Origin of the sequence: Enterococcus sp. DIV0008 (genome assembly GCF_050542615.1) — a bacterium.
GTDB lineage: Bacteria > Bacillota > Bacilli > Lactobacillales > Enterococcaceae > Enterococcus_D > Enterococcus_D innesii.
Genome location: NZ_CP172937.1, coordinates 366,865 through 388,183, shown reverse-complemented (window position 1 = coordinate 388,183; position 21,319 = coordinate 366,865). Strand labels below are relative to the sequence as shown.

Sequence of the window (21,319 nt, the reverse complement as noted above, 5' to 3'; positions counted from 1 at the left end):
TCATCCTTTGCTTTCTTCAAATTGGACTTCTGCTTCTAAAGGGAAATGATCGGAGGGAAAACGACGATCACAAGAATCCGTTAGACAGGCGGTTTTGACCACCGTGAAGCCTTTCGTATAGATATAATCAATTTCTTCTAATTCTTGCCATGGTAACGTATAAATAAAATTTTGATAGGAGCCTTTGGGTCCGTGATGCGGCTTTTGTCCGTGTTCTTTGGCATTTCGAAAATGCCGCTCTAAGTACCGATGCACCCGCTCGGTTGGCTCCGCATTCAAGTCGCCCATTAGTAATACAGGGTAGCGTTCGATCTGATCTGCCAGCTGCTCAAAGATCACTTTCATCCCTTCAAAACGAGCCATTTCTGAAATATTATCTAAATGGGTCGTGATGACAAGAAACGGCGGATTCTTTTTTTCCTGTAAGACTGCCCAAACACATAAGCGTGAATACGCAGCTTCTGGATGAATACTTGGTTCAGTCGGTGTCAATGACAACCAAAACGAACCTGAAGCTAATAACTCGAAAGTATCTTTTTGATAATACAGTCCGATGCCTTCGCCTAAGCCATCACCGTCACGTTCAGCCGTGACGGAAGCATACTGCGCTAGCTTTGCTAAATCTGCAAATTGACTAGGTCGGGCTTCTTGGATCGCCAGAACATCCCAGTCGTAGTAATCGATCAAGGAGCAGACCACCTCCGATCGATAGTGCCATTGCCATTCTTGGTCATAGTCGGTATCGACTCGTAGATTGTAGGTTGCTACTTTCATCTTCATTCATTTCCTTTGAGTAATTTTGTGATTTGCTGCATTTCACGACGGATTTGTTTCGCTTCGCCGCCGCCATGCCCTTTATTTAAGTAAATACGCAATTCTTTCGGTCCAGGAATCTTTTTATAGGAAACGAAGAAATCTTCCATGGGGCAGATCGGATCAGCACTGCCGACCGATGTATAAACAGGACCAGTTATCTGATGAGCAAAATACTTCAAATCAAAATAACTCATGACTTGATAGATCGTTTCCCGCGTTTCTGGAAATTGTTCGATATACTCTTGGATCACCTGGTAACTTCCTGTTTTTTGTTCGATCCGATGGACAAGATTGGAGTGGCTTGGCACATCGGCAAACGTCGCAAAAATCGGGACGTTCGTTAATGCGTTGACTAATAAGGCGATGCCGCCTCCTTGTGAGCCGCCTCTTAAAATAATGCGCTGCGGATCGATTTCCGGAATCTGTTGAAGGACTTCTAGTGTGCGCAGACTATCTGCGACCAATCGCTTCATATAAAAATCTTCTTTTTTCAAGATGCCGCGTCCAAAAGGTGCTTCATGCTGCGTGGTTTCATAAGGAACTTGATCTTTCGTGCGTCCTCCTTGTCCGCGATTGTCGATGACAAGACAGCCGCAGCCGATCAATAACCAATGAGCGAATTGGAACGGTTCTTGCACATGATTCATATAGCCTAAAAAATCAATCACGATTGGACAATCTGCCGCTTGTTCTGGCAGCAGCAGATGCCCATAGATCGTTTCATTACCAAGACTTTGAAAAGAAATCGTAAAACAATCGATCCCTTTTAGCAAAGGTGCTTGTTTGGTTCTTTCAAAGGCTAGCGGAAGGGCGTCAAGTTCTTGTTGGACCGAAGCCCAAAAACAGGATCGATCAGTCGCTGTGGATTCAGTCATTTGTCTCTTCCCCCTTCGCTAATACTTTATTGAAAAACAACACTTGGATAAAGGCTGAGCCTGAGATCCCTAAACAAACAAATAAGAATAGGTTCACTTTGCTGCACAATACAAAAACAATGATTGGGATCACCAATAAAATGATCGCATTCGCCGTACTGCTAAGAACCGCATACGCCGTTTCTTTCGCTGTTTCTTGCAATGATTGGGCAAACAAGCTGTACAAGAGAATGAACACGACGAGATACAGCGCAGCCAAGCTGACGAGGATCACGGCTAAAACGCCAAAGTAAGGTGTAATCATCATCAAGGAATAGATCAACCCAGCAAAGACTGCGACATACGCAATAACAAGACCTTCTAAGAAGAGCCCACGTTTGAGGTTGCTTAAGAATGCTTGCTTGTATCGCTGCCAAATCGGGACATCCCGTTCCTTGTACAATTGATCGATCGTCTGATACAGCGCGATCAATGCTGGTCCTGCGAGAATCAGCGTCATTGCTGGAATCATAAAGAGAAAACTAACAATGATCATATCTGCTAAAAAAGCAAAGACCCGATAGTACCATCCTTCATAAGAAAATAGTCGATTCATTATGATCCTCCAATCAAAACTTGCTGATTTGTGCTGCGGGTGCTGCGTAAACCTGTTTCTTACCTTCTTGTGATTTTGGGTCGTTTCTCAACGTACAGTTTTCTGGGTTGCAGGTCTCACTCAGTGAGCCAATCGCAGTGATTCTTTGTACGGTCACTACGCTCCCTAAGGTCGCCTAGTACTTTGAAACATCAGATTTTGCGCAAAGTGTGCGCAAAACCTGTGTTTCTTTGGTTGGTCACTACGCTCCCTGCGGTCGCCTAGTACTTTGAAACATCAGATTTTGCGCAAAGTGCGCGCAAAACCTGTGTTTCAAAGCAAAGGAGAGGAAAGGTCTTTTTTTTGGCTTCCTTTCCTCTCCTATGGGGGTTATTTTAGTCGTTCGCGGTTTTCGGCCATTTTTTCAGTTTTAATGTCTTTGATTGCATCCCAGTTGTTTGAATCTAAGAAGCTTTCAAAGTCGGTTAGTGTGCTGTCAAATGTTCCTTCATCTTTTGAACGGATCAATGAGATGATCGTGCTGTTGATTTTGGTTTTGATGGCTGTGTTTGAACGTGCTTCAGCAGTTCCGGCATCTGGATCCGTATTTTCGATCACAAAGTGTGGATACAATTTGCCTTCGCCCCATTCTTGCATTTGAGTCAACGCATTTTCGGTTTTGACTTTCAGTGCATTGACACGGTCATTGTTAAAGTAGTTGAAACGGCTGATACCATATTTTTTGTTGTAGCCTTCGTTGTCGGTTTGTTCCATTTCTTTGATTTCTGGCAAGTAATCGATTTTGCCTTCATCGTTGTATTCATACGTCACGCCTTCAACACCGAATTTTGTCAAAATTTGTCCTGGTTCATCGATCAAGTACGTGAAGAGTTGGGTTACTTTTGCTGGATCCGCTGCATCTTTTGTGATGTAGTTGATCAACCAGCCAGAGATTCCTGTTTGGTTCAAGGTTGCTTCACGACCAGACGTGCTGGCAGGGCCATCGATTGCGATGTAGCGTGTGTCAGAGTTTTTCATGAATTCAGTGAAGTTCCCACCTTGTCCACTCGTTCCTGCGACTAAGATCGTTGCATAGTCCCCTTGTTTTACTTTTTCATCATAGGTTGGGCCGTCATCAGTAAAGCTGTCATCACTGATGTTGCCGTCACGATACACTTGATTGAAGGTTTTCAACCATGAGATATATTCTTCATCTAAGTTACGGTCGTAGAAAGCACCATCTTCATCTTCTAATGGAACACCTAAGAAATCTTGCAATTTATCTAAGAATGGTCCTGCTGTTTCGCCGATCGTTGTGAAGCCCATCGGTGTCAAATCAGGGAATTTCTCGCTGATTTCTTTCATGACTTTCACATAGTTTTCTGGAGTCGAAACATCTGGTTTGCCTAATGCTTCATAGACATCTTCACGGATCACAAAGTTGTCGTTGACGGGAATATTGCCGCTTTCGTAGTCCGCTGCAGTGTTGGAATAGTTTGGATAGCCATAAGTTTTGCCATCATCTAAAGCAAACCATTTGAAGGTATCTTCGGTCACGACATTCATCAAATACGGATCGTATTGTTCCGCTAAATCGTTTAATGAGTATGCCCAGCTATCAGCTTTTGTGGCTGCTTGACTGGTTTTATCCATCAACGTCACGATATCAGGCATATCACCACTTGAAATCAAGGCATTTAATTTCGAATCATCCCCTGAAATAAATTCAATATCAATGTTCAAATCTTTTTTGATTTGGGCTGTCGTCACATCTTCACCAAATGGCAAAGCTGTCCAGTCTGAATTGATGTACCATGTGATCTTGGTTGGTTCTTCTTTGGTATCGAGTTTCCATGCTGGTGTCTTTTCATCTAACTCATACCGATCTTTGATAGAAAAATCCGAACTGCTGGCATTGTCTGAGCTGCCGCCACATGCTGCTAAGCTGAGTAATGCTGATGCTGCCAATAAACCGCCTACTACTTTTTTCATGTCTATCCCTCTTTCTATTCTTTTACTGCACCGGCCATCATACCGCCGATAAAGTGTTTTTGAAGCAATGGATATATAATTAAAATTGGCACTGTCGTGATGACGATCGTAGCCAACTGAACCCCACGGGTCGTTGCTTGGACGATAAAGTCAGTACTACCGCTTTCAGTCATCGTACTCAAGTTGGATTGGACGATGATTTCATAAATCTTCATTTGCAGCGGATAGAGATACTCTTTTGTGATATACAGTTTTGTCGTCATAAAATCATTCCATTGGCCAACCCCGTTGAACAAGATGATGGTTGCCAAGGCCGGTTTCGTTAATGGTAAGAAGATTTTATAGAAGATTTGGAATTCACTTGCACCGTCGATCTTCGCCGATTCTTCGAGTGAAGGCGGAATCTCACGGAAAAAGTTCATTAAAATCACGACATCATAATAGCTGAACAAAGCTGGAATAATGTAGACCCAGAAAGAATCCAGTAATCCTAGCGAGCGAATCAGCAAGTACGTTGGAATCATCCCACCACTGAAGTACATGGTTATGACCCCCATCGTTGTATAGATGTTGCGGCCAACCAAGCGTGATTTACTCAATCCGTAAGCCACGATCGCACAAAACAAGGTATGGGTCGCAGCCCCAAGAACCGTTTTTAACACTGAGATCAAGAAGGCACGAGGGATACTTGCGTCGGAAAAAACTTTCCGATAGTTTTCCCAGGTAAAGCCTTTGGGCCATAACACGAGGCCGTTGCCCGCTAATCCAGAACTAGAAGACACGGAGGAAACCAAGATATTCCAAATCGGTACGATGATCATCAATGAGAATAAAATCAAGATCACGGTATTGAAGAAGTAAAACCATGTGTTTTCTTTTGCTTTTCTTTTGATCATGTTTTTTCCTCCTATAAGATAACTGAATTGCCGTTGTTCAACTTGCGGGTCACTCGATCCGTGATCACCAATAAGATGACGGAAATGACCGCGATCCCCAAGCCGACAGCAGTTGCATAAGAGAAATCACCTTGCGTCAACCCCATTTTATAAACAAAGGAGTTGATGACTTCTGAACGGTTTTGGTTCTGTGAATTCATCAAAACTAATGTTTGATCTAGGTTTGACCCTAAGATACCGCTCACATTCAGAATCAAGTTTAAGGAGATGATCGGTGTCAGTAATGGCAATGTGATCGAGCGAATCTGTCTTAGCTTGCTGGCACCATCGATTCGTGCGGCTTCATAAAACGTTGGATCGATCCGCGACATCCCTGCCAAGTAAAGGATCGTTCCCCAGCCGACTTCTTTCCATAGATCAGAAAGGACCGCGATCCACCAATATTTGCTTGGATCCAATAGATGATTGACCCCTTTGTCCATCAATCCTACAGACATCAGCACTTGGTTGATAAAGCCGTTCGTTGACAGCCAAGAAATCATCATCCCACCTAGCACGATCCATGAGAAAAAATGGGGAATGTATGAAACCGTTTGAATAAATTTCTTCAAGCGGCCATCTTGCATTTCAAAAATCATAATGGCTAACACAATCGGGATCGCAAAACCTAATCCTAATTTCAATAAGCTGATGGCTAACGTATTTCTAACCGCTTCCCAGAAAAAACTGTCATTCATAATGATACGGAAATTCTCTAACCCGACCCATGGTGCTGATGAAATCGTGTCAATCACCGTATAGTTTTTGAAAGCGATTATAATTCCGTAGATCGGAATATAATTAAATACGATCATAAATGCCACGCCGGGAAAAACCATCCAGTGAAGCTGCCGTTGACTATAAAACTTTTGCAGTTTACTCATACACAAAATCTCCTTCTTTCTATCCTCGTAACACTACGTATATCTCCACACTTCGGTGAAACGTTTCTACAAAAAGATTATATCCGCTGCCATTCGAAAATGCAAGCCTTTCCAATTATTTTTTTCAGCTTTTCTTTTTTCACAAATCTTGTTGGGTTCCTCACAAATATAAAAGCTTTTATATCAATGTTTTAAGATGAAATTATTTCCCTAAGAACTTCTAATTAATCAAATTTCACAAATATCACATTTTCCCAACATCGATTACTCCTCAGAAATTATTAAAAAATAAAAAGAAACGTTTCACCAAATGCACAAAAAAGCAGCAATCATTGCTGATTGCCGCTTCCTTCTATTCGCTTCTTTGCGGATAGCCAAAATGGTCATACGCTAACGGTGTTGCGATCCGCCCACGTGAGGTCCGTTTCAAAAATCCTTTTTGGATCAAAAACGGTTCGTACATATCTTCCACTGTTTCGGTTTCTTCCCCGATATTGACAGCGATCGTACTTAATCCCACCGGGCCGCCTTGATACAATTCGATCATCGTCCGAATCAATTTCTGATCGATATAATCCAAGCCAGCATGATCGACTGCCAAAAGCGCCAATGCCTGATCAGCAACGGTGCGATCGATCAAGCCATCTGCTTGCACTTGCGCATAATCGCGAACTCGTTTAAGCAACCGGTTGGCGATCCGCGGGGTGCCTCGGGACCGACGGGCGATTTCGATCGCCCCTTCTTCCACGATATCCGTTTCAAAGATGGACGCAGTCCGCTGCACGATCTCTTTTAAATCATGGTCTTCATAATATTGCATATGCGAAATGATCCCGAAGCGATCCCGTAGTGGTGCCGAGAGCATCCCCGCCCGCGTCGTTGCGCCGACTAAGGTAAATGGCGGAAGCGGAAAATGAACTGGGTGAGCCGTTGTCCCTTGCCCCACCATGATATCCACATAAAAATCTTCCATTGCCGAATAAAGCATTTCTTCGGCGACACGAGGCAAGCGATGGATCTCATCGATAAACAGAACATCCCCTGGCTGTAGCTCATTCAAGATCGCAATCAAATCCCCTGGTTTTTCGATCGCAGGACCGCTGGTCGTCTTGATTTGCACCTGCATCTCGTTGGCGATCACCATTGCCATCGTCGTTTTCCCTAAGCCTGGCGGACCATATAAGAGGACATGATCCAACGCTTCTTCTCGATTTTTCGCCGCTTGGATATAAATCGAAAGCTCCTGCTTGACTTTGTCTTGTCCGATATATTGGGCAAGGGTTTGCGGACGCAAGGATTTTTCGATGATCTCTTCTTGTTCAGTACTTTCTGGCGAAACAATTCGTTCATCCATCGTCTACTTGCTCCTTACTTTTTCATCATCAATCGGAGAGCTTCCCGCAAGTACTCATCCGTCGATTTTGTCGTATTCGCCGCTAATTGTTTTTCGGCTTTCTTGACTTCTTTTTCGCTATACCCCAATGCTTTCAAGGCTTCCATCGCTTCATCTAAAGCAGTCGTTGCCACGCTTAGAGGAACGATCGCTTCTTCTCCCACCAGTTCAGCCACTTTGCCTTTCAAGTCTAGGATCATTTGCTGCGCCGTCTTTTTACCGACACCTGGGAACTTAGTCAAATAGTTGACGTCCCCATTTTCGACTGCCGTGATCAACCCCGTATGGTCTTCATTGGCCATGATTGCTAACGCACTCTTTGGTCCAATACCTGAGACACTGATCAATTTTAAAAACAACTGCTTGCCTTCGATCGTGGCAAAGCCGTAGAGACTATGGGCATCTTCACGAATCACTTGGTGCAGATAGATTTTTACTTCTTGGTTCAACTTGCCGCTAAATGAATACGGATTGCCAAAAGCGATCTGATAGCCGATGCCATGGGTCTCAACGACGATATACGCCGGAAAGATATCCGTTACTTTTCCTATGATATATTCGTACATGTGCTTTCCTTTCTGTACATACGTTCCCTTTATTGTAGCACAGACGAGAGGGCAAAAAAAGGACTGTGAACGAAGGAAAAGGCTTAGCAGGAAACAAACGGAGGAAAAACCGTTGTTTCAGTCGCATTTTTTCAAACGAGACATGCTGCTGCGTCTTTTTTTCGCACACAGTTCCTAATACTTACTCAACGAGTGATTTGAATTCGCCATAGCCTTTTTCATCCATTTCTGCCAAAGGGATGAACTTCAATGCTGCCGAGTTGATACAATAGCGCAAACCGCCTTTGTCCTGAGGACCGTCTGAAAAAACATGTCCTAAATGAGAGTCAGCTTCTTTGCTGCGGACTTCTACTCGATGCATGCCGTGAGAAAAATCGGCTTTTTCTTGAATATCTTGGCGACTGATCGGCTTCGAAAAGGACGGCCAGCCACAACCAGCGTCATATTTATCAGTAGAAGCAAACAATGGTTCTCCGTTGACGATATCAACATAGATCCCTTTTTCATAAAAATCATCATACTCGCCAGTAAAGGGGCGTTCGGTTGCATTTTCTTGGGTCACCGCATATTCGATCGGCGACAATTTTTCTTTTAATTCTTTTTTATCTGTCATTTTTTCACCTGCTTTTCCTCTAGACTCATCCTGTATGCTCTATCATGCCTTTTTTCTTAGCGAATGTAAAATGACTTGCTCAAATTATTTAAGGGTTTTGCAGCTTTTCCCAACGAGTCGTTGGTTCCGCAAAATGGTAAAACTGCGGTTGGTCTTTTGTATAGATTTCTTCGGTTAAGACAGCTTCTGGCAAGTTGCCAAATAACCCAGCCGCAAAAAAATAGGTGTGTGTTTCTTTGAGGTAAAAGAACAGACTCGAGCCGCATTGACTGCAAAATCCTCGCTGTGCCCACTCAGAAGAATCGTAACGTCGCAGCCACTTCGCTCCTTGAAGAGCCATCTGGTCCTCAGCGCATGGCGCAAGAGCAACCATTGGTCCGCCGTGAAATTTCTGGCAGAGACTACAATGACAAACCGTGATTTCTTTCGCAACTCCCGTCAAGTTGATCGTGACTTTGCCGCAAAGACAACTACCAGAAACATCCATCCTTATTCCTCCTCCGTAAACTCTTGCAACAACTGATAGACCGTAGCGACAGGAAACCCTACGATCGTATAAAAATCGCCGGTTATCGATGAGACAAATACTTTGGCCGCCCCTTGGATCCCATAGGCGCCCGCTTTGTCTTGGTACTCATCTAAGACAAGATACTTGTCGATCTCTTGATCCGTCAAAGGACGAAACACAACTTCCGTCGAAACCACTGCTTGGCGTTGCTGTTTGCCTTTTTGCAAAACGACGGCGGTATGCACCCAATGGGTCCGTCCGCTCATTTTTCGCAACATCGACCGAGCATCTTTACGGTCTACTGGCTTTCCTAAGATTTCTTCATCCACCACGACCGTCGTATCGCTCGCGATCACCAGATCTTCAGGATATGCTTGCGTAATAGCCGCCGCTTTTTCTGCTGCCATCCGTTGGACATAAGGGATCGCCGCTTCGTTCGGTCGGACTGACTCGTCGATATCCGCTGGTATGACCGCAAATTCCGGGACTAACTCCGCTAATAATTCTTTGCGCCGCGGCGACTGTGAAGCCAAAATAATCATTCCATGCCACTCCTTGCTCGATGAGGATCTTGAATTCGTTTGAACATCCGCTCCATGTCGCTGTTGGTGAAATGGATCAGCACCGGGCGACCATGGGGACAGTTGAAGGGATTCTCGCATTTCGCTAAGTCTTGCAACAAGATTCGCGCTTGTGCTTCATTCAAATAGTGATTGGCTTTGATGGATCGTTTGCAGCTCATCATGATCGCTGTTGCTTCACGAAACTTTTTGACACTGACACTTCCTGTGGTCAATAACATATCGATCATTTCGCGGATGATGGCTTCTTCTTCACCGCTAGGATACCACGTCGGGTGCGCCCGGACGATGAAACTATTGGTCCCAAAAGATTCCAGATGGATCCCGACTTCTGCCAGCTTGTCACTTTGTTCCTGCAATTGCAGTGCATCGCTGTTGGGATAATCCAAAACGATCGGCACTAACAATTCTTGCAGATCATTGGTCACTTCGCCGATTTTTTCGCGGTAATACTCATATTTGATTCGTTCTTGTGCCGCATGCTGGTCGACGATATATAGACCTGCCTCGCTTTGGGCAAACAAATAGGTCCCATGCATCTGCCCAAAATAATCCAGTTGGGGAAAACGCTCCTTCGCTGGTTCTTCTTCCAGCAACCGTTCGACCGTTTTCAGGTAGTTGCGGTCATCCCCATGCATTTCCGGGTGAAGAGTCGCTTGACTTTGCAGATCTTGCGCCGTAAGCTCTGGCGTCTCATCTGGAAGAAAGGCAGGCGCTTCTGGCAGCGGCGCTTTTGTTTCCGTCTGTTCTTCCATAAATGGTTTTCGGACAGGCTTATTTGGCAACGTCTCTTCCAAACTGCGAAAGGTTTCCTCAGTTTCTTCCAACAAGTTTTCGCTAGATTCCTGTGGCATTTCTGGAAGTTTTCCACCTTCCTCCACAGGCTTTTCCACAGAGTTATCCACAGTCTGTTGATAAGTACTGCCCTGCACCTCAAATTTCCCGGTTTCGCGATTATAAGACAACCCAGAAGTCGAATTTCCTGCTGACTCCAGTTCCAAGCCAAGCTGCTGGGCTTTTGGCTGATCGGCAACTTTTTTCTTAAACCGCAGATTGTCAGCGGCGTTAGGAATCAAATTGATTTCCCGCAGCGCCTCATTGATGGCTTTACTGATTAGTTTGGTCAGTTCTTCTTCTTTTGACAAACGAACTTCTTGCTTAGTCGGATGAACATTGACATCGACTAATAAGGGATCCATTTTGATTTCAAGGACAGCTAATGGAAAACGACCGACCATCAATTTTGATCCGTAACCAGCAACGATCGCTTTATTCAAAGCGAAGTTGCGAATATAACGACCATTGATGATCGTGGATAAATAGTTGCGGCTAGCTCGGGTGACTTCTGGCAGTGACACAAAGCCAGTGACTTTAAAGTCGAGGTCCTCAGTATCGATCGCGATCATTTTTTTGGCGGTTTCCACCCCGTAGATCCCGGCGATAGTTTGTTTTAACTGCCCACTTCCAGTGGTGCTCAACATCTTATTGCCTTCATGAACGAGACGAAAAGCCACTTCTGGATGGCTCAGGGCGATCCGATTGACGATATCGCCGATATTTGCTAGTTCCGTTTGCAGCGTCTTGACATATTTCAAGCGTGCCGGTGTATTGTAAAAGAGGTTTTCGACAGTGATCTTGGTTCCTTGCCGCAAGTTGGCAGGCAAATGCTCTTCAACAGCGCCGCCTTTTAAGCGCACAAAGGAGCCTTGTTGGGCGCCTTTGACTGCCGTTTCAATTGAGAGGATCGAAACCGAAGCGATACTAGGCAAAGCTTCCCCACGAAACCCAAGGGTACGTATTCGAAACAAGTCAGCTCGATTGTGGATTTTACTGGTGGCGTGGCGTTTAAAGGCAGTCAAGACATCCTCTTCTGCAATTCCTTCGCCATTATCGATGACTTGGATTTTACGCAAGCCTGCTTCTTCAATAAAAATATCGATTTGGGTACTGCCGGCATCCACGGCGTTTTCAACTAATTCTTTGACGACAGAAGCTGGTCGCTCAACGACTTCTCCTGCCGCGATTTGGTTCGCCAGACGTTCGGATAACTCTTGGATCTTTCCCATCTGCTGACCTTCTTTCTAAATTCGTTTTTGCAGCTCGTACAATGTATTCAGAGCATCCATCGGGGTCATTTCCAACAGATTCAATTTCTTCAACTGATCGATAACGCCGATTTCTTCCGTAGATACTTCGCTAAACAACGACAACTGCTGACTTTCTTCGACGACTGGTTTTGGCTGTACCGTCGGTTCATGTTCTTCCAGCGCTTTTAGGATCGTGGCTGCGCGCTGTAAGAGTGCACTTGGCAGTCCCGCGATTTTGGCTACATGGATCCCATAGCTTTTATCTGCGGGCCCTTCCATCATCTTATGCAAGAAGACAACTTCGCCTTCTTTTTCAACGGCACCGACATGGACATTGCGCAAGTGCGCCAATTCCTCATCTAAAACCGTCAGCTCATGATAATGGGTGGAGAAAAGTGTTTTGGCATGAACTTCTTTGTGGATATATTCAATGATGGCTTGTGCCAATGCCATCCCATCATAGGTCGCAGTCCCACGCCCTAACTCATCAAACAAAATCAAGCTGTTAGGCGTTGCATGACGCAGCGCTTGGTTGGCTTCCATCATCTCCACCATAAACGTACTTTGACCGGCGATCAGGTCATCGCTGGCACCGATGCGAGTAAAGATCCGATCGAAAATCGGCATCTCTGCAGATTGTGCCGGTACGAAGCAGCCGATCTGCGCCATAATGACTAGCAAGGCAAACTGCCGCATGTACGTACTTTTCCCAGACATATTTGGTCCTGTGATCAACAGGATCTCTGTTTCTTCATCCATCACGATACTATTCGGAATGTACTCTTGGTGACCAAGGACTTTTTCCACTACAGGATGACGGCCGTCGATGATCGATACCGCTCGTTTTTTCGCTACTGTCGGCCGCACGTATTGGTAACGTTCCGAAACCGTGGCGAAACTTTGTAAGACATCGACCGCACTGACGGCTTTGGCTAACTTTTGTAGACGGGTGATACTCTTTTTCACTTCTTCACGAACGTCAAGAAACAGGCGGTATTCCAAATCCACCGATTTCTCTTCGGCTTCTAAAATCAAAGTCTCCATTTTTTTCAACTCGGGTGAAATAAACCGTTCCGCATTGGCTAACGTTTGCTTGCGCTCGTAGCGAGAGGTATCTAAATTCACTAGATTGGCTTTCGTGATCTCAATGTAATAGCCAAAGACGCGGTTGAACCCAACTTTCAAGTTTTTGACCCCCGTCGCTTGGCGTTCGTTGGCTTCTAATTCCGCCAGCCATTGCTTGCCGTTACGCATCGCTGTACGGTATTCATCTAATTGTTGATGGAACCCATCTTTGATGATGTTGCCTTCTGTGATCTGCAACGGGGCATCTTCATCGATCGCCGCTTCGATCAGTGCAACCAAATCATCTAGGGGCGTTAATTCCAGCAGCAAGTCATTCCACTCGCCACGGTTGATGCCTTGCAGCAATTGCGCGATCAAAGGCACTTGCTCCAAAGAAGATTTCAACTGCAGCAAATCGCGGCCATTGACATTTCCGAAGGCGACCCGTCCGACTAAGCGTTCCATGTCATAGACTTTCGTCAACGCTTCTTGCAGATCTGCTCGCTCAAAGAAACTGTCCAGTAACGATTGGACCATTTCTTGGCGGGCAGTGATTTTCTTTGGCTGGATCAAGGGACGGTCTAACCATTGCTTTAACAAACGGCCACCCATTGCGGTCTTTGTCTCGTCCAACAACCACAAAAGAGTCCCTTGTTTTTTGCCGGTTCGAATCGACTGCGTCAATTCTAAGTTGAATTTGGAATAATGATCCATTTTCAAGGCATGATCCGGCTGATATTCCACGGCTTGTTGAATATGCGCTAAACTGCGTTTTTGGGTGATCGCCAAATAACTTAGCAACTTCCCTGTGACTACTTTTTCTAACTCTTGGGAGAGAGGTTCTGTTAAAAATTGAAATTCGGCATTTTCTTCCAACGTTTCTTGCTTAGAAAACACGACATTCAAGCGATTGGTCAGTGTTGTTTGCAATGATTCAGGGATCTCGCTGCACAAAACGACTTCTTTCGTTTGCAGAGCGGCTGCCTCATTGACGACAGCTTCTTCATCTTCCAATTGCGTTGCTTTTAATTCACCGGTACTTAGATCGACATAGGCAAAGCCAAAACGCTCCCCTTGCTGCAAAACAGCTGTCAAAAAGTTATTTTCTTTGGCGGATAGGCCTTTACTGTCCATCACCGTTCCCGGCGTGATCAGTTGAACGACTTCGCGTTTGACCATTCCTTTGGTGGTTTTTGGATCTTCCACTTGCTCACAAATCGCTACTTTGTAGCCTTGCTCGATCAAGGTATCGATGTAATTGCTGGCAGCGTGGTAAGGCACCCCACACATAGGGATCGGTTCCTCCGCATTTTTGTTGCGGCTGGTTAACGTCAGTTCTAAAATTTGTGCTGCCTTGACAGCATCCTCATTAAATAATTCATAGAAATCCCCTAAACGATAGAATAAAAAAGCATCTTGGTACTGAGCCTTGATGCTTAAATACTGTTCCATCATCGGGGTATTTTTAGTTTTTTGAGGCATTGGTTTCATCCTCCTCGATGGCTTTATTCATTTTCTTTTGGATCTCCGTCGTGACATATTGCAGCAATTCATCTGCTTGCAGTAACGCTTGACGATAAGCAACCACTAAAGGATGCTGCTCGTATTCGTTTGTCAATGACGCATAACGCTGCTCGGCAGCTTTTTTTGCTTCGGGTTTCTCATAATGCTCAAATTGAACGATCTCTTTTTGCGCTTGCTTCAGCGCTTCTTCCAGCTCCAATAGCCCTTGGTTTTGCAAGGCTCGTGCTTGGATTTCTTGAAATTCTTGAACGATCGGATGATCAGACAAGAGCTTTTGCAAAGCAGCCAGCTCTTGGACAACGTGTGGTTCTTTGACTAATTGCTCTTCCATGCTTCTCCTATTCTGTAAACGGGCGATCTTCACTGATTTGGATCGGACGGATCGATTTTGCTTTACCAGTGGCTTCATCAATCTCAAGCAAGCAAGCCGACAAAATACTGCGGCCTTTTTCAATCACTTCAAACCGTTGCGGCAACGCCGTCAAAAATTTCTCAATGACTGGTTCGCGTTTCATTCCCAAGATTCCATCATAAGGACCAGTCATACCGACATCTGACAAATAAGCCGTTCCTTGGGGCAAAATCCGCGCATCATTGGTCTGGACATGGGTATGCGTGCCGACGACTGCCGAAACACGGCCATCCAAATACCAGCCCATCGCTTGTTTTTCGCTGGTGGTTTCCCCATGAAAATCCACAAAGATAAACGGTGTACGTTTGCGGGCAATCGCAACCAGTTCATCCATTTTGCGAAACGGATCATCAAGGTCGACCATGAACGAGCGAGCTTGCATGTTGATCACCGCCAATTCAATGGTGTTGACTTTCACAAATACCATGCCGACGCCCGGTGTTCCTTCTGGAAAATTGGCTGGACGAATCATTTTCTTCGCATCGCCAATAAATTCAAAAATATCACGGTTGTCCCATGTATGATTGCCTAATGTCACGACATCGACACCATCTTGCAAAAATTTCTTATAGATTTTTCCAGTGATCCCACGACCCGCCGCCGCATTCTCGCCGTTTGCGATCGTCACCTGTGGTCGATACACCTTTTTTAATTTTGGAAGGTACTCCGTGATCGTTTCTCTTCCTAATGAACCAACTACATCTCCAATGAATAATACCCGCACACATTTTTCCTCTTCTCTTTTAGCTTCTTTTCTATTATAAGGGTTTTGGTCCAGAAAAAAAAGGTTCTTTCACTTGCGGTTCTTCCCTGCAACAAAACAAAAAAACACGCTAGACTCTTTCGCATGGGTCTAGCGTGTCGCTCGATTCTCTTAGGAAACAGTGGTGTCCTCTTGTCCTACATGTTCCACGATCGCCACGATCAAATCACGGGCTTTTTCCATCGCTTCCACGGTAATAAATTCATACTGGCCATGGAAGTTTTCACCACCGACAAATAAGTTCGGTGTTGGAATGCCTTTATAGGTGATTTTCGAGCCATCGGTCCCGCCACGAAACGGCGCTTCGATTGGCGTCACACCAATCGCTTGCATCCCTGCTCGGGCAGCTTCGATACTGCGGGGATCTTTCTTGATCAAATCCCCCATGTTGTAATATTGATCATACAGCGTATAGGTGATACGTTCTTGCCCATAAACTGTGTTCAATTCGTCAATGATCCCCACGATGTTGGCTTTTCGCTGTTCAAAAAGCGCATGGTCATGATCACGAATGATATAAGAAACTTCTGCTCGACCAATATGTCCCGTCAAATTGTGCAGTAGGTAAAAACCTTCATACCCACGAGTGCGTTCAGGAACTTCCTCTGCTGGTAATGCATCGTCGATTTGATGCGCGATTTTCAAAGCGTTGACCAAACGACCATAGGCAGTCCCAGGATGCACACTCGTACCATCGATTGTTATATCAATACGAGCAGCATTAAAGGTTTCATATTCCATATGCCCCACACGACCACTGTCCATCGTGTAAGCAAATGCCACTGGAAAATCCGCCGCATCAAAGCGATCAGCACCAGTCCCGATCTCTTCATCAGGACCAAAAGCAACCCAGACATCGCCACGTTTATGCGCATCCATCGTTTGTAAGATGCGCAGCGCGTCAATGATCTCTGCGATACCAGCTTTATCATCTGCCCCCAGCAGGGTCGTTCCATCCGTTGTGATCAACGTTTCGCCGATATAGTCTTTGAGGTTCGGAAATTCAGCAGTTGTCATATAAATGGCTTTTTCTTTATTTAAACAAACATCCTTGCCATCGTAATTTTCATGGATCTGTGGCTGAATATTTTCAGCTTCGAAATCTGCCGTATCTACATGGGCAATAAAGCCAATCGCCGTTTTTTCAGGATTACCAGGTAGACGTCCGATCACAAAACTATTCTTTTCGTAGTAAGCAACATCCGCTACCCCCATCTCGATCAACTGATCTTTCAATAAAAGAGCCAACTCAACTTGTCCCGGCGTCGTTGGGATGCTCTGACTCGTCGCGTCCGAGCGAGTATTCATTTTTGCATAGGTCAAAAAATCCTTTAAGATTGCTTTCAATTCTGCACGTCCTTCCTCTTCAATTATTTTGTTCTCCCTATAACGACAGGGGACGATTGTCCGTTTCGTGGATCACTTGTCGAAAATCAGCAAAGCCAGCTGCTAACCCGCGCAGCAAGATTTCTGCCGTTCCCATATTGGTGGCTAAAGGAATCTCGTATACATCCGACAAGCGAATCAATGCCGTTACATCTGGTTCATGGGGTTGTGCGGCTAAAGGATCGCGCAAAAAGATCACCATGTCCAAATCATCTTGCGAAATCATGGCGCCAATTTGCTGATCTCCTCCCAGCGGTCCTGATTTGTAGCGGTGGACAGGCAACTGGGTTGCTTCTTCAATTCTCTTTCCCGTAGTTCCTGTTGCAAAAAGTTCGTGCTGCACCAAAATTTCTCGATAGGCAGTCACTAACTTTACCATTACATCCTTTTTTCGATCATGAGCAATCAATGCGATTTTCATTTGCTGCATTCCCCCTTTTTTCTATTGTACCAATTTATTTTCTTTGCGACCGAGAAAAAACAAAAAAACATAGCACAGATGCCGCAAACCGGCTGTGCTATGTCTAAAGGATTCCTTTTAAATCAGTTGTAATTCTTTTAAGGCTAACCAGATGCCATCTTCATCATTGCTAGCGGTCACCATATCTGCGACTTGTTGGATCTCAGAGACCGCATTGCCCATGGCCACACCGACACCTGCGGCGGTCAGCATTTCACGATCGTTTTGGCCATCACCAAAACAGATCACATCTTCTTGCGCTATCCCTAATTGTTCCGCGACGCACAGGATCGTTGCTGCTTTGGAGCCTTCTTTTGGAACGACATCCACACTGTTTTCATGCCAACGCACAAAGCGCAGTTTGCTATATTTCTCGTCAAAGAAATGCTCATACTCTTTTCCGTAAAAAGCCAATGCTTGATAAACTTCTTTTTCTTCGGGAAAATCCATGTCCAACTCAGGAAGTTGGGCACCAAAAGAATGCATCGCTGCTTCCATTTTAGCAATATCCAACGAAGACGCTCGTTTCGCTGTATCCATCCCGACAAATGCCGTGTCGATCCCAAGCTCTTGGGCTTCTGCCACGAAAGCAGCCAATTGCGTTTCATCGAGTAAGTTTTTATACACCTGCTGATGCGAAAGAAAAGCAGCTGCCCCATTACATAAAATGTAATTATCAAAGGACAACGAACGAATAATATCTTGGGCGTGGAAACGACTGCGCCCAGTGGCAACGGTCACGAAATGGCCAGCATCTCGCAGAAGATCAAGGGCTTTTAGCGTACTGTCTAGTGGCTGTTTGTTCGAGTCAAGCAAGGTTCCATCAATATCAAAGGCAAAGAATTTCCGATTCATAAAAGGTTAAGGCTCGCTTTCTATTAAGAAGTAACTAAGATTTTGGTCTTGGTTGCGGTCATTTTTACAAAAAACAGCAAGAAAAACCGTACATACTTATTCTTAACACAAATAGGCGCTGATTTCAACGCTCCGTTAAGGGATGATAGCTTCTTTCAAGAGAAATTTCAGAAACTGCTGAACTTCTATGAAGGCATGTCTCGCAGCAGTAGCTAGCTGCTGCTCAAAAACTTGCGGTGCCTCTGCCCCCGCAAGATCGGAGATCCCACGAATATTCACTACAGGTACCCGATAAAATTTTGCTATTTGTGCAATCGCTGTACTCTCCATATCCGAAGCCAGTGCCTCAGGAAAACGCGTTTTTACTTGCTCAATAAAGGCAGGGCTACTCATAAAGGAATCCGCCGTCAAAATCATTCCTTGGTGGCGCTTATAGGTTGCAGTTGATTGCGGAGTGTCGAAGTACCTTGTGATTTTCTTTTGCCAGTCTGACGGTAAAGGATACACAGCAGGCATTTGCGGTACTTGTCCGAAATCATAGGAAAAACCCGTTGCATCCACGTCACTGTATAGCAGTTGTTGGGCAAAAACAACATCTCCTACAGCACACTTAGGATTCAGCCCACCTGCTGACCCCGTGTTGATGATGACATCCGGACGAGCCCCTTCACAGAGCAGGCCAGTCGCAAATGCGGCATTGGCTTTTCCAATGCCTGTTTCTATTAAAACCAGTGATCCTGTCATCGCCTCGTAGAACCACTGACTCTCAGTGATGCAACATTTTCCTTGTTTTCGTAACAGCTTTCCAGGATATATTTGATGAAAGGGTGCCAGCTCCTCCGACATTGCCGCCACAATTGCGATCGTTATTGGAGTTCTTGCCATAAGGGTTCAATCTCCTCTTGTACATCTACTTTCGTTCCACCAAAGTTCTCTTCAATATATTCTTTAACCGCCTGACTGTGGTATAATGCAGCCAATTTTTGGAGCGCTGGCTCTGCTTGTCTGTCTTTTGTCGTGACTAAGACATTGATGCTCGTTATCGTATTTTGGTCGATCTCTTCTTTATAAAGGGAGTCTGTCAGCACATTCAATCCTCCTTCAAACGCAACAGTGTTGCTGATCAATGCTAAATCAACGTCTTGTAAAATACGCGGTCCGGTTGTGTCATCGATCAAGCGAAACGAGAGATTTCTAGGATTGTCACTAACGTCTGAGGGTGTCCCTGTGCCATTATCAAAATCAGCAGATAGCGTAATCAATCCTGCCGTCTCCAACAAACGAAGCCCTCGTGCGGTATTAGCGGGATTGTCAGCTATTGCCACAGTAGCTTCTTCGGGAACTTCGGATAACGCCTCATATTTGTCAGAATAGATACCCATCGGTTCCATGTACGTCGTAGCAATCGGCACCAAAGCCGTCTCACTGTCTTGATTGAAACTCAGTAAATACCCTAATGACTGGAAGGCATTGACATCTACTTCACCATCAACTGTAGCAGTGTTAAGTTGGGGACCACTATCAATCTCCTTGACTTCGATCGTCAAACCGGCTTCACTAGTGGCATCCAGATCAGCGATAAATTTCCATATCTGAGCATCGCTGCCCACCGAACCAATCACAACTTTTTCTGTCTCCCCTTGCTCCTTTTGATCCTCTGTTCTTGTTTCTACTTGTTGCCCACAACCAACCAATAAAAGACCTGCACTCACTAAAGTTAGCCAAATCGCTTTTTTCATTACACAACCACCCTTTCTACTTTGATCCTTTTTTCATCCATGCATCGTCATTCCACCAGTAACGTTGATCGCCTGCCCTGTCAGATAACTAGCTAAGGGACTAGCTAGGAATAAAACCACATTCGCAACATCTTGTGGTGTCCCTGTACGTCTTAAGGGCACTTGTGAAGCATCTTCTGCTTCAATTTCTGCTACTGTGAGCCCCCTAAGCTTAGCACCGTCAACTCGTTCACGCTGTTTCATTTCCGTTTCAATGATCCCGGGGCAAACAGCATTGACCTGAATACCGTCAGCAGCTACTTCTAACGCCAAATTCTTCGTCAACCCAATGACCGCATGTTTAGAGGCTACATAGGCTGTCATCCCGCGATAAGGATTTTTCCCTGCTTGTGAAGCAATAACGACTACCCGGCCAGCTTTTTTGACCTGTTTCATCTCAGCAGTAAATGTTCGCAAAACGAGGTAGGCACCTCGCGTGTTGACAGCAAATACCCGATCGAAGTCTTCCGTTTGACTTGCTAAAAAATCATCCATGATCGAAATTCCCGCGACATGAATCAAAACGTCAGGAACCAGTTGCCGTTTAACTAATTCATCGCGCAGTCTCAAAACGGATGCTTCTTCACAAATATCGAGAAAACATTGGTAAGCATTAGCCGATGTTTGACTGAACGTATCTTTGTATTGACGATCCGCATCGATAACGACCGCTGATTCCGTCAAAAATGTACGCCGAACCGCTGCACCAATCCCTTGAGCACCACCAATGACAAGAACGATTTTCTGCTTTAATTGGGGAAATACCATATCGTCACCTAAACAACTTTCCGTTCAAAAGCATCTTCACTGATTCCTTGTTCGAGTACTGATTTTGCCCATTCTTTTGCAGAAAATAATGAATGATCTCGATAGTTTCCACAGCTTTTCGCATCTGTTCCTTGAACGTCTTCCCACTCGATCTCCGTTACGATTTGGGTCAATGTATCTTTTAATGCCCGTGCAACTTCAGCTGGCTCATAGCGTTCCCAAACAAGCAAATGAAAGCCGGTACGGCAACCAAAAGGAGAAATATCAATGATTCCTTCTAACCGATCCCGCAACAGTGCTGCTAACAGGTGCTCCAATGTATGGATCGCTCCAGTAGGGATCTCTGCTTTGTTGGGTTGAGCAAAGCGCAAATCGTAGTTGGTGATGGTATCTCCCTTTCCTCCAGTTTCTGTCGTGATCACACGAACATATGGTGCAATCACTTTGTTGTGATCCAGTGTAAAGCTTTCTACTTCTGCCATAG

The 21,319-nt window shown here is 45.0% G+C and carries 22 protein-coding genes; all 22 read right to left on the bottom strand.

The features are described 5' to 3' along the window. On the bottom strand, positions 1 to 780 hold the full coding sequence (locus tag IGI84_RS01865) for an endonuclease/exonuclease/phosphatase family protein (protein WP_081118869.1): 780 nt from the start codon (positions 778 to 780) through the stop codon (positions 1 to 3). Beyond that, the gene (locus IGI84_RS01860; protein ID WP_081118868.1) at positions 777 to 1,691 is read right to left on the bottom strand and encodes an acetylxylan esterase; all 915 of its coding nucleotides are present in this window, start codon (positions 1,689 to 1,691) and stop codon (positions 777 to 779) included. Before IGI84_RS01860 ends, IGI84_RS01865 begins: the two co-directional genes overlap by 4 nt. After that, the gene (locus IGI84_RS01855) at positions 1,684 to 2,286 is read right to left on the bottom strand and encodes a DUF624 domain-containing protein (RefSeq protein WP_081118867.1); all 603 of its coding nucleotides are present in this window, start codon (positions 2,284 to 2,286) and stop codon (positions 1,684 to 1,686) included. The genes IGI84_RS01860 and IGI84_RS01855 overlap by 8 nt, the downstream gene beginning before the upstream one ends. A 369-nt stretch (positions 2,287 to 2,655) precedes the next feature. Further along, entirely contained in the window at positions 2,656 to 4,257 is a 1,602-nt protein-coding gene (locus tag IGI84_RS01850; RefSeq protein ID WP_005227174.1) for a sugar ABC transporter substrate-binding protein, read from the bottom strand. Between the two features lie 14 nt (positions 4,258 to 4,271). Then, positions 4,272 to 5,153 carry a carbohydrate ABC transporter permease gene (locus IGI84_RS01845; protein ID WP_005227173.1) on the bottom strand — a complete coding sequence of 294 codons (882 nt, stop codon included), beginning with the start codon at positions 5,151 to 5,153 and terminating at the stop codon, positions 4,272 to 4,274. Between the two features lie 11 nt (positions 5,154 to 5,164). Beyond that, a complete protein-coding gene (locus tag IGI84_RS01840) occupies positions 5,165 to 6,076 on the bottom strand; it encodes an ABC transporter permease (RefSeq protein WP_005232388.1) in 912 nt (303 codons plus the stop codon). Between the two features lie 352 nt (positions 6,077 to 6,428). Further along, a complete protein-coding gene (gene ruvB, locus IGI84_RS01835; RefSeq protein ID WP_005227171.1) occupies positions 6,429 to 7,430 on the bottom strand; it encodes a Holliday junction branch migration DNA helicase RuvB in 1,002 nt (333 codons plus the stop codon). A gap of 14 nt (positions 7,431 to 7,444) precedes the next feature. Then, a complete protein-coding gene (gene ruvA, locus IGI84_RS01830) occupies positions 7,445 to 8,035 on the bottom strand; it encodes a Holliday junction branch migration protein RuvA (RefSeq protein WP_005232405.1) in 591 nt (196 codons plus the stop codon). Between the two features lie 181 nt (positions 8,036 to 8,216). Next, positions 8,217 to 8,648, bottom strand: a complete 432-nt coding sequence (msrB, locus tag IGI84_RS01825; protein WP_008376288.1) for a peptide-methionine (R)-S-oxide reductase MsrB — start codon at positions 8,646 to 8,648, stop codon at positions 8,217 to 8,219. A gap of 88 nt (positions 8,649 to 8,736) precedes the next feature. Next, positions 8,737 to 9,135, bottom strand: a complete 399-nt coding sequence (locus IGI84_RS01820; protein WP_081118865.1) for a GFA family protein — start codon at positions 9,133 to 9,135, stop codon at positions 8,737 to 8,739. A 2-nt stretch (positions 9,136 to 9,137) separates the two neighbouring features. Beyond that, on the bottom strand, positions 9,138 to 9,698 hold the full coding sequence (locus tag IGI84_RS01815; RefSeq protein WP_077453872.1) for a Maf family protein: 561 nt from the start codon (positions 9,696 to 9,698) through the stop codon (positions 9,138 to 9,140). Beyond that, complete coding sequence (mutL, locus tag IGI84_RS01810) at positions 9,695 to 11,803, bottom strand: DNA mismatch repair endonuclease MutL (protein WP_220426290.1); 2,109 nt, start codon at positions 11,801 to 11,803, stop codon at positions 9,695 to 9,697. Before mutL ends, IGI84_RS01815 begins: the two co-directional genes overlap by 4 nt. Before the next feature lie 15 nt (positions 11,804 to 11,818). Further along, positions 11,819 to 14,371 carry a DNA mismatch repair protein MutS gene (gene mutS / locus IGI84_RS01805; RefSeq protein ID WP_430600631.1) on the bottom strand — a complete coding sequence of 851 codons (2,553 nt, stop codon included), beginning with the start codon at positions 14,369 to 14,371 and terminating at the stop codon, positions 11,819 to 11,821. Next, positions 14,355 to 14,744 carry a YlbF family regulator gene (locus IGI84_RS01800; RefSeq protein ID WP_142424756.1) on the bottom strand — a complete coding sequence of 130 codons (390 nt, stop codon included), beginning with the start codon at positions 14,742 to 14,744 and terminating at the stop codon, positions 14,355 to 14,357. The genes mutS and IGI84_RS01800 overlap by 17 nt, the downstream gene beginning before the upstream one ends. Before the next feature lie 7 nt (positions 14,745 to 14,751). Continuing rightward, positions 14,752 to 15,549 (bottom strand): TIGR00282 family metallophosphoesterase, encoded by a 798-nt coding sequence (locus IGI84_RS01795; protein WP_005227163.1) that lies wholly within the window; start codon positions 15,547 to 15,549, stop codon positions 14,752 to 14,754. A gap of 150 nt (positions 15,550 to 15,699) precedes the next feature. Then, positions 15,700 to 16,935: a peptidase T gene (pepT, locus tag IGI84_RS01790; protein ID WP_220426291.1), complete on the bottom strand. Its 1,236-nt coding sequence runs from the start codon at positions 16,933 to 16,935 to the stop codon at positions 15,700 to 15,702. 37 nt (positions 16,936 to 16,972) lie between these two features. Further along, entirely contained in the window at positions 16,973 to 17,395 is a 423-nt protein-coding gene (locus IGI84_RS01785; RefSeq protein WP_081118861.1) for a methylglyoxal synthase, read from the bottom strand. Positions 17,396 to 17,512: 117 nt separating this feature from the next. Continuing rightward, positions 17,513 to 18,289 (bottom strand): Cof-type HAD-IIB family hydrolase, encoded by a 777-nt coding sequence (locus IGI84_RS01780; protein WP_081118860.1) that lies wholly within the window; start codon positions 18,287 to 18,289, stop codon positions 17,513 to 17,515. 135 nt (positions 18,290 to 18,424) lie between these two features. Continuing rightward, complete coding sequence (locus IGI84_RS01775) at positions 18,425 to 19,174, bottom strand: 5'-methylthioadenosine/adenosylhomocysteine nucleosidase (protein WP_241508768.1); 750 nt, start codon at positions 19,172 to 19,174, stop codon at positions 18,425 to 18,427. Then, entirely contained in the window at positions 19,156 to 20,028 is an 873-nt protein-coding gene (locus IGI84_RS01770) for a MetQ/NlpA family ABC transporter substrate-binding protein (protein ID WP_081118859.1), read from the bottom strand. Before IGI84_RS01770 ends, IGI84_RS01775 begins: the two co-directional genes overlap by 19 nt. Before the next feature lie 33 nt (positions 20,029 to 20,061). Further along, a complete protein-coding gene (locus IGI84_RS01765) occupies positions 20,062 to 20,835 on the bottom strand; it encodes an SDR family oxidoreductase (protein ID WP_081118858.1) in 774 nt (257 codons plus the stop codon). A gap of 8 nt (positions 20,836 to 20,843) precedes the next feature. Beyond that, positions 20,844 to 21,317 (bottom strand): S-ribosylhomocysteine lyase, encoded by a 474-nt coding sequence (locus IGI84_RS01760; RefSeq protein ID WP_081118857.1) that lies wholly within the window; start codon positions 21,315 to 21,317, stop codon positions 20,844 to 20,846. Between the last annotated feature and the right edge of the window lie 2 nt (positions 21,318 to 21,319).